This is a genomic window from Micromonospora sp. MH99 (genome assembly GCF_021442385.1).
Lineage (GTDB): Bacteria > Actinomycetota > Actinomycetes > Mycobacteriales > Micromonosporaceae > Micromonospora.
Genome location: NZ_MUZA01000002.1, coordinates 91838 through 103431, shown reverse-complemented (window position 1 = coordinate 103431; position 11594 = coordinate 91838). Strand labels below are relative to the sequence as shown.

General features: G+C 68.2%; 8 protein-coding genes and 1 tRNA gene. 8 read left to right on the top strand and 1 reads right to left on the bottom strand.

Translation table 11 applies throughout. The features are described 5' to 3' along the window. Positions 1 to 328: 328 nt before the first annotated feature. The 7 genes from B0E54_RS01815 to B0E54_RS01785 all read left to right on the top strand — a co-directional run bounded on the left by B0E54_RS01815 (position 329) and on the right by B0E54_RS01785 (position 9055). A complete protein-coding gene (locus B0E54_RS01815) occupies positions 329 to 3022 on the top strand; it encodes an RICIN domain-containing protein (protein WP_234581391.1) in 2694 nt (897 codons plus the stop codon). Between the two features lie 119 nt (positions 3023 to 3141). Beyond that, positions 3142 to 3438, top strand: coding sequence for a DUF6582 domain-containing protein (locus B0E54_RS01810; RefSeq protein WP_234581390.1), 297 nt, complete (start codon positions 3142 to 3144; stop codon positions 3436 to 3438). A gap of 77 nt (positions 3439 to 3515) precedes the next feature. Further along, positions 3516 to 3591: transfer RNA gene (locus B0E54_RS01805), tRNA-Lys, on the top strand. 232 nt (positions 3592 to 3823) lie between these two features. Then, complete coding sequence (locus B0E54_RS01800) at positions 3824 to 5479, top strand: glycoside hydrolase family 44 protein (RefSeq protein WP_234581389.1); 1656 nt, start codon at positions 3824 to 3826, stop codon at positions 5477 to 5479. 54 nt (positions 5480 to 5533) lie between these two features. Further along, positions 5534 to 6103, top strand: coding sequence for a kinase (locus B0E54_RS01795; RefSeq protein ID WP_234581557.1), 570 nt, complete (start codon positions 5534 to 5536; stop codon positions 6101 to 6103). Between the two features lie 109 nt (positions 6104 to 6212). Beyond that, positions 6213 to 6599: a hypothetical protein gene (locus B0E54_RS01790; protein WP_234581388.1), complete on the top strand. Its 387-nt coding sequence runs from the start codon at positions 6213 to 6215 to the stop codon at positions 6597 to 6599. A gap of 230 nt (positions 6600 to 6829) precedes the next feature. After that, complete coding sequence (locus B0E54_RS01785; protein ID WP_234581387.1) at positions 6830 to 9055, top strand: immune inhibitor A domain-containing protein; 2226 nt, start codon at positions 6830 to 6832, stop codon at positions 9053 to 9055. Between the two features lie 125 nt (positions 9056 to 9180). Here the strand turns inward: B0E54_RS01785 and B0E54_RS01780 are convergent, their stop codons facing one another. Further along, positions 9181 to 9606, bottom strand: coding sequence for a VOC family protein (locus B0E54_RS01780; protein ID WP_234581386.1), 426 nt, complete (start codon positions 9604 to 9606; stop codon positions 9181 to 9183). A 147-nt stretch (positions 9607 to 9753) separates the two neighbouring features. Here B0E54_RS01780 and B0E54_RS01775 point away from each other — a divergent pair, with 147 nt between their 5' ends. Further along, the gene (locus tag B0E54_RS01775) at positions 9754 to 11586 is read left to right on the top strand and encodes a glycoside hydrolase family 15 protein (protein WP_234581384.1); all 1833 of its coding nucleotides are present in this window, start codon (positions 9754 to 9756) and stop codon (positions 11584 to 11586) included. Positions 11587 to 11594: the final 8 nt, after the last annotated feature.

Sequence of the window (11594 nt, the reverse complement as noted above, 5' to 3'; positions counted from 1 at the left end):
GCCGTTCGCCCCGGCCCGAGCCGTCCCGGACCGTGCTTCCTCGGTGGAAGCGCCAGGCCCGCGAATTCATCGGATGATCCGCCATGGCGATGGGGGTCAGCCGGCCCCTTTGACCTATTTAGAAGGCATTTACGCATAGACGGGTTACAATCCCGTATTGCAGTCGTCACACGTGTGACTTACGCTCCCGGAGAGAGTTCGTAGCGATTGGCAAAAGAGTGCGGCCGGGCGGCAGGTGCCCCCGCCGGTCCTAAGTGGCGTCGCTGTTCCCTGCTCGTCGCTCGATACACGCCTCAGGCACCACGTCGACGACCAGGAAGGACAGCACGTGAGAACAGCCGCATCCACCACCCGAACGGCATTGATCGCGGCGGCGATGCTCATCGCCGCCACGGTGCCCGCCGTGATGTCACAGCAGCGCCCGGCCGCGGCCGCCGTTCAGGAGACCTACTACGTCGCCCCGGACGGGAACGACAGCAACGCGGGGACCCTCCAGTCGCCGTTCAAGACGGTGCAACGCGCACGCGACGCCGTCCGCAGTGTGAACGCGAACATGACCGGCGACATCAACGTGTACCTGCGCGGCGGCAGATACCCGGTCACCAGCACCATCGAGTTCGGCGCCAGCGACTCCGGCACCAACGGGTACCGGATCAGCTACGCCGCCTATCCCGGCGAGACCCCCATCCTCGACGGCGGCGTCCAGGTGACCGGATGGACCCAGCACAGCGGCAACATCTGGAAGGCGCCGCTGGATCGCAGCACCAAGCTGCGCACGCTCTACGTCAACGACAAGCGGGCGCAGATGGCGACCAAGACCGTCAGTTCGGCGGGGTGCTACGGGACGTACAACGTCACCGCCGGTCAGGCGTCCTGGGCGTGGGAGTCGGGCTCGCAGTGCGACGGCGCGAAGTACAGCCAGAGCGACTTCCCCGCCATCCCCCGCAACCAGGACGACATCGAGATCGAGACGGGCACGACCTGGACCACCGCCATCGTGGGGGTCCGCCAGGTGACCACCGACGGCGCGAACCGGGTCGCCCTATTCCAGCAGCCGGGCGCGGCCATCGCGCAGGGCGCGTTCAACGGCAACGCCCAGGTCGGCGGCAGCCACAAACTCATGAACGCGTACGAGTTCCTCGACGCCCCCGGTGAGTTCTACTTCGACAAGGGCACGAAGACGGTCTACTACTACAAGGCCAGCGCCGACAACATGTCGACCGCCGCGGTCTACGCGCCGAACAACGTCACCACCCTGCTGCGGGTCGCCGGCACCTCGACGAGCAGCCACGCGCGCAACATCACGTTCTCCGGCCTGACCGTGCAGCACTCCGACTGGAACCTGTTCAACGTCGCCGGCTCGTCCTTCAAGCAGGCGCAGCAGGGCAACCTCGGCGCCCAGGTGTACGCCAAGGGCAACTTCCACGTCTACTACTACCGCAACGTGGACGTCACCCCCGGCATCGTCCAGGTGCAGAACGCCGACGGGATCCTCCTGCAACGCAACCGGATCCAGCACACCGGCGCCGACGGCATCAGCATGGTCAACGACGTGCAGAACTCGCAGTTGATCGGCAACTACACGAACGACATCGCCGGCTCCGCCATCGACGTCGGCCATCCGCAGCACGTCTACATCGGAGACGGCACGTCGACCAACCGGGAGAAGTACCTCCCGCAGGTCGAGGGGCTGCCGAAGAACATCGAGATCAAGAACAACTACATCTACGACAGCGCCGTCCTGTTCAACGGGCACAGCCCCATCTCGGCGTACTTCGTCGACACCCTCACGATCCAGCGCAACCGGATCGAGAAGGCCCCCTGGTCGGGCATCACGATGGGCTGGGGCTGGTGGAACTTCGACGGGTCGTCGGGCTCGATCGTGCCCAACCGGCCGACCACGACGGCGCGCAACAACACCATCAGCTACAACCACATCATCGACACGGTCCAGCGCCTCAGCGACACGGCGCCGATCTACACCCTGGGCAGCCAGCCCGGGACCACGATCACCAACAACTACCTCCAGGGCGTGCCCTCGGGCCACAAGTACGGACTGCACCCGGACGAGGGGTCGGCGTACATCACCTTCCGGGACAACGTCCTGAGCATCGACAAGAACGTCACCTGGATGATCAATTCCGACGACTTCGGTCGGAAGCACGATCTGAGCATCACGCAGATCTACGGTCCGATCAACAAGGTGTCGAACAAGAACCTGCCGAACAGCACGGTCGCCGACATCCTCGTCTCCTCCGACTACGTCTGGCCGGCTGCGGCGTACACCATCGCGGCCAACTCCGGCCTGGAGGACGCCTACCGGGACATCATCCCGGCGAGCAACTTCTCCGCACCCAACTACGTGCTGCCGGCCAGCACGTTCGTCACCAGCACCACGGCGTCGATCCCGATCCGGAGCACCGGCGATGCCACCAAGTCGGTCTGGCTGGCTCCGTACGGCACGACCACCTTCACCGCCGGGCCGACGATGACCAGGGCTTCCGGCACCGCCACGTCGATCGCCGTGCCGACGAGTCAGGGCGAGTACCGGCTCTACGTCGTCGACGCACAGGGCAACCGGTCGGCCGAATCGACGTCGATCGTCCGGCAGCAGAGCGGCGGCGGCAGCCAGCAGGGCGGGCAGCTCGTGGGCGGCCAGTCCGGCCGTTGCGTCGAGGTCCCCAACTCGTCCACCACCAACGGCACCCAGGTGCAGCTGTGGGACTGCGGCGGGGGCGCGAACCAGCGGTGGACCGCCACCGCCAGCAAGCAGCTGATGGTGTACGGCAACAAGTGCCTGGACGCTTCCGGGGCCGGCACGGCCAACGGCACCCAGGTCATCATCTGGGACTGCCACGGCGGGCTCAACCAGCAGTGGAACGTCAACGCCAACGGCACGATCACGAACGGCCAGTCCGGGCTCTGCCTGGATGCCAACGGCGCCGCCAGCGCCAATGGCACGAAGATCATCCTTTGGTCGTGCAACGGTGGCCCGAACCAGCAGTGGAGCCTGCGGAGCTGACCGACCGACAGCACCCGGGGCCGGGCCGATGACGGCCCGGCCCCGGGCTGTCCGCATCACCGCCCACACCTCGTCCGGCCAGCATGTGCTACCGGACAACAAGTGGGTAATGGTGGGTGATGAAGACAACCTGGAAGCCGCACGAGAAGCACGGCGGCCTGTCGGAGAAGGACAAGCGTGAGCTGCCGGAGAGCGTTTTCGCGTTCCCCGACAAGCGCAAGGAACCGATGACCGACGCGAGTCACGTCCGTAATGCCGTCGCTCGCTTCGATCAGGTGCAGGGTGTCACCGACAAGGAGCGCGACCTGGCGTTCCAGAACATCCTCGCCGCCGCCAAGCACTACGGCGTCGACGTCGCGGAGACGAACTGGCGCCAACTCGGCAAACTGCCGCACACGCCGAACCCCGCGCACTGAACGCACCGCGTCCGGCCCCGGGGACGGGTCGCAGGGCCGGTTCGAAGGCGTGTTAGCGTGCTCGTCGTTGTCAGCGGGCGCCGCTAGCTCAACTGGCAGAGCAGCGGACTCTTAATCCGCGGGTTCGGGGTTCGAGTCCCTGGCGGCGCACCAACGATCAAGGCCCCGATCTGGTGGTTCCCACCGGGTCGGGGCCTTTTTCGCGTACGTCGGTGGCAAAGGTCCGGGTCAGGGTCCGCGATCCCGCCCTTGCGACGTTCCTGCTGCTCACCCACGACGATCATCGCTAAACCAATAGACGCGAATCGATTGACTTGAGATAGACAACAAGTAATGTGTTCGTGGGTTCGGTCCGTCCCGGGCTGATCGGCGGCAGGAGTTTCTGATGGGTGTGCAACGACGGCGCAAGCCGCGCCGGGCCACGGTGATCGGTGTGGCCGGATCTCTCGTGGCGGGGCTGCTGACCACCCAGGCCGTCGCCGGCCCGGCGGAGGCCGCCGCCGACCTCACCCTGGCCGTGGACGTGGCCGCCGCCCGCCACAAGATCAGCCCCGACATCTACGGCATGAACGGCGGCGACCCGTCGCTCGTCGCTGAACTCGGCACGCCGGTGGCCCGCTGGGGTGGTAATGCGACCAGCCGCTACAACTTCAAGAACCACACCTACAACACGGGCAGCGACTGGTACTTCGAGAACATCGTGGCCGGGCCGGACAACACGGTCGAGGCGTTCGTCCAGCGAAACCGGGACCACGGGACCAAGCAGGTGGTCGCCGTGCCGTTGATCGGATGGGTGGCGAAGGACTCGCCCTCGTCGCACCCGTTCGCCTGCGGCTTCCCGGCCACCCGCTTTCCCGAGCAGGACTCGTTCGACCAGTGGGACCCCAACTGCGGCAACGGCCGGCACGCCGACGCGAACCTGACCGGGGCGGACCCTACGGACACCTCGATCCCGGCCGACGCGTCGTTCGCCGGCGAGATGGTCTCGCATCTGGTGACCCAGTTCGGTCCGGCGTCACGCGGCGGCGTGTCGATCTACGAACTCGACAACGAGCCGGTGCTGTGGAACTCCACCCACCGCGACGTGCATCCCGACCCGGTGAGCTACGACGAGCTGGGCGGCAAGGGCACGGCGACCGCCGCGGCCATCAAGGCCGCCGACCCGCGCGCCGCGGTGCTCGGCCCCTCCGGCTGGGGCTACTGCGAATGGGTGGCGTCCGGCGTGGACGGGTGCACGCCGGGGGCCGACGCGGCCGCGCACGGCGGGCTCAACCTGTCCCAGTGGTACCTGAAGAACATGAAGGACTTCAGCGACGCCCACGGCGGCAAGCGCTTCCTCGACTACTTCGATCAGCACTACTACCCGCAGATCAGTGGCGGCAAGGACCCGGATTCCAACGCGCTGCGGCTGCGGTCCACCCGGTCCCTGTGGGATCCGACGTACGTCGACGAGTCGTGGATCGGCCCCGGCGGGGTGAACGCGCCGCCGTTGCAGTTCATCCGCCAGATGAAGGCATGGGTCGCGCAGTACTACCCCGGCACCAAGGTCGCCATCACCGAATACAACTGGGGCGCGCTGGACGACATCAACGGCGCCCTCGCACAGGCCGACGTCCTCGGCATCTTCGGGCGCGAGGGTCTGGACCTGGCCACCATCTGGGGCGAACCCAAACCGACCGACCCCGGCGCGTACGCGTTCCGGATGTACCGGAACTACGACGGAGCCGGGAGCAGGTTCGGCGACGTGAGCGTGTCGGCGGTCAGCGGCGATCAGGGGCAGCTCGCGGTCTACGCCGCGCAACGCTCGTCCGACAAGGCGCTCACCGTGATGGTGGTCAACAAGACGGGCGGCGATCTGACCTCACGGTTGGCGCTCGCCGGATTCCACGGCGGCGACAAGGCGCAGCGGTTCACCTACAGCCCGGCCGACCTCACCTCGATCGTCCGGGGTGCGGATCTCCGGGTGGCCCGGGGCGGCGTCAGCGCGACGTACCCGGCGAACTCCGTGACGCTGCTCGTCCTGCCGCAGCGCCGACCCTGAGCGTCCACCGGCGACCTCGAACGTGATCGGGTGCGGCGGGTGTCGGCCAGCGTCATGCTCGCCGAACTCACGGGCAGCCCGGATACGGTCCTCGTCTGCGTTCGGGGAAACTCCGGCTCGGGCAAGAGCAGCATCGCCCGCGAGCTACGACGCCGGCACGGCCGGGGCTGCGCCCTGGTCGAGCAGGACTACCTGCGCCGTATCGTCCTGCGCGAACGGGACCGGCCCGGCGGTGCGGCACCGGCGTTGATCGGGCAGACCGTTCGGTTCGCCCTCGACCACGGGTATCACGTTGTGGTGGAGGGCATCATGCACAGCAGCCGGTATCGCAGCATGCTGACTTCGCTGCGGGACGGCCACCGAGGGCGGTCGCTGTTCTGCTACCTCGACGTGTCCCTGGCCGAGACCCTGCGCCGGCACCTCACCCGCCCGCAGGCCACGGAGTTCACCGCCGAGCAGATGAGCGGCTGGTACGTCGCCCGCGACGTCCTGGGCTGGCCCGACGAACTCGTCCTGCCCGAGACCACCGGACTGGACGAGGCCGTCGAGGCCATCGCGACCGCCGCCGGGCTGCCCCAGATCGGCCGCGACGACGACCTGCTCCCGAACGTGCCGCTCCCGTAGCGCAGCCCGGTTGGCCACCGGTGGCCGCCCGCCATTCGGCAGGTTGAGTGCTCACCTGTGGCAGCATCGACGGTGCTGAGCGAGGGTGGACCGTCCTACAGGAGTGCGTATGGCGCTGGGTCCCGTACTGGTGATCGGTCTTGATCCGGCACGGATCCCGGGCTGGGACCCGGAGCCGGTGGTCGCGGCGATAGCCCGCGGTCAGGCCCGTTTCGCGGAGCACGGCGTCGAGGCCGACATGTGCCTGGTGGCGCCGGACGACGACCCTGAGACCGCGATCGTCGAGGCGCTGACCCGCAGGGACTTCGCCTGTGTGGTGGTCGGCGGCGGCATCCGCAAGCACGAGCCGTTGCTCCCGCTCTTCGAGAGGGTGGTCAACCTTGTCCGGCAGCACGCTCCCGGCGCGGCGATCGCCTTCAACAGCACCCCGCAGGACACTGTCGACGCCGCGCTGCGGTGGCTGCCCGGCGACGTGAGCGGACGCCACGACGGCTGAGGCCGTAAGCCCTGCCGGCAGGCGGCAACCGGGATGGTCCGCGTCGCCTCGGGTCAGCACGCGGGCGACGCCGAGGGAATAGGTCGGCGGGGTGACATGGATCGCTCCCATGATCAGTCGAGAGACATGGTTGCCTCGGGCTACCGTGTCGTCGGTCAAATGATCAGCGTGAGCGGCTGGCATCCCGGCCGAGTCACGGGCACCGGGTCAGACCCCCTGAAGGAGGTTCCATGGCACGCACCCGCATCGCCGGGACGCTCGCCGCCGTCCTCGTCCTACCGGCCCTCTCCGTCGTCGTCGCGGCGTCACCGGCAGTGGCGGAACCCGCCGCGTCGAAGGCCGCCCAGCCGAGCGACATGCGTGAGCTCACCCGCAAGGACTTCACGCTCGACGGGCGGCCCATCGCGACGCCGCCGCGCTACCAGCCGCGCACCCAGGCCCGCCGGCAGGCGCAGAAGGCGACCGTCGAGACGCCGGCGGTCGGTACGGTCCGGCAGTGGCTCGGCCTCGACGACGTCGAGGGCACCGTCTACCGCAAGGAGTACACGCTGCGGGCCGTCGGTGAGCACATCGAGGTCTGGGTCGCCAACGACCTGGCATTCCCGGCCGGCGACTGCCGCGCCCAGGTGCCGTCCTCGACGCAGATCACCGACACGCAGGTGCAGCACCTCGTCGACGAGTTCGACAACAACATGTACCCGAAAGAGACGAACGCCTTCAGCACCCCGCCGGACCGCGACGGCACGAACGCCCAGATCGGGCCGGACGCCGACGGCAACGGCGGTGTCTACACGGGTGCGGGCGACAAGACCGTCACCCTCGTGGACAACGTGCGCGACGACAACTACTACACGTTCCCGGCCGCGCCGACCTACGTCGCCGGCTTCTTCTCGGCGCAGTTCAACGAGCTGCTCGACCGGAACGTGATGACCGTCGACGCGTTCGACTGGCTGCACCGGATGACGGCGAACCCGCCGGACGAGCCCACCGACGACCTGTGCACCAGTCGTGGCGCGCGGCCGAACAGCTACGAGGGCACGTTCGCCCACGAGTGGCAGCACCTCGCGCACTACTACACCGACCCGTTCGAGGGTAACTGGATCAACGAGGGTCTCTCCGACTTCGCCATGTCGCTGACCGGTTACAGCAACTCGAAGGCCACCGTCTTCGACCGGGGAGCGGACAGCCACCTCTACTGCTACCAGGGTTTCGGCACCGTCCAGACGCCGTACAACACCAACCCGCGCGAGTGCGGCGGGCCGGAGAACTCCCTGACCCTGTGGGACGAGAGTCCCGACCCGAACGCGGTGCTCGCCGACTACGGCAGCGCGTACTCGATGATGATGTTCCTGTACGACCGCTACGGCGCGGCCTTCATGTCCCGGCTGCACCGCGACGGCGAGCGGCAGGGCATCGCCAGTCTCGACGCCGAGCTGGAGACCGTCGGCGTGCACGACGTCTACCAGGTCGTCCATGACTTCCAGTCGATGACCCTGCTGGACAAGCTCGTCGGCGAGTCGAAGCTGGGCATCACCCTCGGCGTCGCCAAGAGCCGGGTCACCACGCCGAGCCTGCGCTCCACCGTCAACCTCGCAAGCGCGGCGGCCAACGGCACGCCGGGTGTCGCGCCGAACGGCGCCGACTACGTGCAACTCGGCGCCGCGAAGGGCAAGGTGCTCAGCGGTCGGGATCTGCGTTCGGTGAAGTTCCAGGGCGCGAAGACCCTGCCGGCGCTCCCACTGGCGTGGACGAGCACCACTTCGGACCCGGACCGTCCGGGCAACGCCGTGCTGTTCTCCGGCAACGCCAACAGCCTCGACTCGGCGGCGGTCACCTCCGTCGAGGTCCCGACCGCGGACCCGACGCTGCGGTTCCTCGCCAAGTACGGCGCGGAGCTCGGCTTCGACTACGGCTACGTGACCGTCTCGACCGACGGCGGCGCCACGTACACGGCGATCCCCGGCGACCACACGGTCGAGGGCCCGCTGGGGCCGGCGCTCAACGGCACGACCGACGGATTCGAGGCACGCTCGTACGACCTGTCGGCGTACGCCGGCAAGACCGTGCTGCTCGGCTTCCGCTACGTCAGCGACGGCGGCGTCAACGAGGGCGGCCTGCTGCTCGACGACATCACCCTCGGCGGGAAGACGCTAAGTGACGGCGCCAGCCTGACGCCGTTCGACTCACCCACCGAGATCCGGCCGACCCAAGTCAAGAACTGGAACCTGCGGCTCATCGGCATCGACGAGAAGCACTCGATCGCCTGGCAGTTCGAGTCCAACGGCAAGTCCGAGGTCACGATCGGCAAGGTGCAGTTGGCCGTGCTGGACGCGTTCCCCAAGGTCGTCGCCGTGGTGGCGTACGACGAGCCGACCGAGCAGGTGACGCAGTACGCGCCGTACCAGCTCACCGTCAACGGCGTCGTACAGCCCGGAGGGGTCGGCTCGCTGAGCTGATCTCCGCCCCGATCGCGGGGGCACCTGCCGTCCTGGCCGACGGCGGGTGCCCCCGCGTCGCTCTTCCCGCAATCGGGACCATCAGTGCTGTGCGGTGGCGTACGGGGAAGCCGGGCACGTTCAGGTCAGGCCGACCTGAAGGACGCGAGAACGTCGAGGTAGTGCGGGTTGGTCATGACGCCCAGCACGTTGCCGAAAGGGTCCACCACCGCCGCGGTGACGAACCCGGCGTCCCCGTGCGACGTGATCGGCTGGTATTCCGTGGCGCCCATCGCGAGGAGTCGGTCCACGGTGGCGTCGAGGTCGTCCACGTGCCAGTGCATGACAGCGCCGCCGGGGCCGGTCGCCGAGCCGGCTGGCGCGTACCTGCGGTCGATGATGCCCAGCTCCGCCTGGTAGTCGCCGACGCGGAACTCCGTGTAGGCGGGACGCCCGTCCGGACCGGGCCGCGAGAAGTAGGCCTCCTGGCCCAGGAATCGGGCGTACCAGTCAGTGGCCGCCGCCACGTCGTCCGCCCAGATGTTCAGGGTGGCGAATCCGCGCAGGCTCACCTGGTGTCCTCTCGTCGATGTCGTCCGGTGGTCACGCTATCGGCGAGCACCGACAGCTTCGTCTCCCGACACGGAGACGGCCAGCCGTGTAGCGCGCGGTATGCCGGGTAGTCGCCGCCGTCAGTCCGACGAACGGCGGGAGCCAACGTGGAGACGACGTACCCGGGTGTGGAGGAGCACGGCCTGATCGGTGACCTGCAGACCGCCGCGCTGATCAGCAAGGACGGCACGATCGACTGGTTCTGCGCGCCGCGCTTCGACTCGCCGAGCATCTTCGCCGCCCTGCTGGACCGTCGAAAAGGTGGCCATTTCCAGCTGTCCCCCGACGGTGTCGAGTATTCGAGCAAACAGCTCTACCTACCCGGCACACCGATCCTGATCACCCGTTTCCACAGCGCCGACGGGGTCGGGGAGCTGTTGGACTTCATGCCCGTCACGGGCGAGCAGGCCACCGACCGGCACCGGTTGATCCGGCTGGTGCGGATGGTCCGGGGGACCATGCGCTTCCGCTTCGACTGCCGGCCGCGGTTCAACTACGCGCGAGATCCGTACGAGCTGGAGGTCCACCCGGAGGGCGACGTCTTCCGCAGCTCGACCCTCTCTCTCACCATGACCCCCTTCATGAACGCGGAGGGCCTCGTCGACAGGCGGACGATCCAGCGCGACGCCGAGGGCGTCTGCTTTTCCAACGTGCTGCACGCGGGCGACATCGGTGGCGTCGTCCTGGAGACGGCCTGCCCACACGCACCCCGGGCCGTCAGCACCGCCGAGGCGTGCGAACTGCTCGCCGAGACCAGGGACTACTGGCGTCGGTGGGTCGCCCGTTCGTCCTACACCGGTCGCTGGCGGGAGATGGTCGACAGGTCGGCGATGACGCTCAAGCTCATGACGTACGCCCCGACGGGCGCCCTGGTCGCCGCCCCGACGGCGGGGTTGCCGGAGCAGATCGGCGGGCCACGGAACTGGGACTACCGCTACACCTGGATCCGCGACGCCTCGTTCTCGGTGCACGCGCTGCTCAGCATCGGTTTCACCGAGGAGGCCCAGACGTACCTGTCCTGGCTCGAAGCGCGCATCCGGGACGCCCACGACGGCGACTCGCCTCTGCAGATCATGTACCGCGTCGACGGCTCGCCGGACCTGTCCGAGGAGGTGTTGGGCCACCTGGAGGGGTACCGCCGCTCGGCGCCGGTACGGATCGGCAACGGCGCGGCGGGCCAGGTGCAACTGGACATCTACGGCGAGGCGCTCAACTCGCTGCATCTCGCCGACCAGAGCGGGCTGATGACGTCGTACGACGGGTGGCGCAAGACGGCCGGCCTGCTGGACTGGCTCTGCGACAACTGGAACCAGCCCGAGGACGGCATCTGGGAGACCCGCTCCGGGCGGCAGGACTTCACCTACGGGCGGATGATGTGCTGGCTCGCGTTCGACCGCGCGATCCGCATCGCCCACGCACGTGGGCGTCCCGCGAGCATCACCCGCTGGGCGGACGAACGCAACGCCGTCTACGAGCAGGTCGTCGCTCGGGGATTCCATCCGGAACGACAGGCCTTCGTGCAGCACTACCGCACCGACATCACCGACGCCTCGCTGCTCGCGATGCCCGGGGTGGGCTTCATCGCGCCGAACGATCCGATGTGGCTGTCGACGTTGCGGGCGATCGACAACGAGCTGGTCTCGGACAGCCTCGTCTACCGCTACGACCCGAAGGCCTCGCCCGACGGGCTCGCCGGCTCCGAGGGCACCTTCAGCATGTGCACCTTCTGGTACGTCCAGGCCCTCGCCCAGTCCGGTCGGCTCGACGACGCCCGGCTGACGTTCGAGAAGATGCTGACGTACAGCACGCCGCTGGGGCTCTACTCGGAGGAGATCGCGCCCACCGGTGAACAGATCGGCAACTTCCCGCAGGCGTTCAGTCACCTCTCGCTGATCAGCACGGCCCATCACCTCGACGCCCTGCTCGACCGGGAGGCGTGACCGCGGGC

What these genes read in the sequence shown, in the direction of transcription:
- B0E54_RS01810 (WP_234581390.1), top strand. Translation starts at nt 3,142, where the DNA reads ATGAAGACAACCTGGAAGCCGCACGAGAAGCACGGCGGCCTGTCGGAG.
- B0E54_RS01800 (WP_234581389.1), top strand. Translation starts at nt 3,824, where the DNA reads ATGGGTGTGCAACGACGGCGCAAGCCGCGCCGGGCCACGGTGATCGGT.
- B0E54_RS01795 (WP_234581557.1), top strand. Translation starts at nt 5,534, where the DNA reads ATGCTCGCCGAACTCACGGGCAGCCCGGATACGGTCCTCGTCTGCGTT.
- B0E54_RS01790 (WP_234581388.1), top strand. Translation starts at nt 6,213, where the DNA reads ATGGCGCTGGGTCCCGTACTGGTGATCGGTCTTGATCCGGCACGGATC.
- B0E54_RS01785 (WP_234581387.1), top strand. Translation starts at nt 6,830, where the DNA reads ATGGCACGCACCCGCATCGCCGGGACGCTCGCCGCCGTCCTCGTCCTA.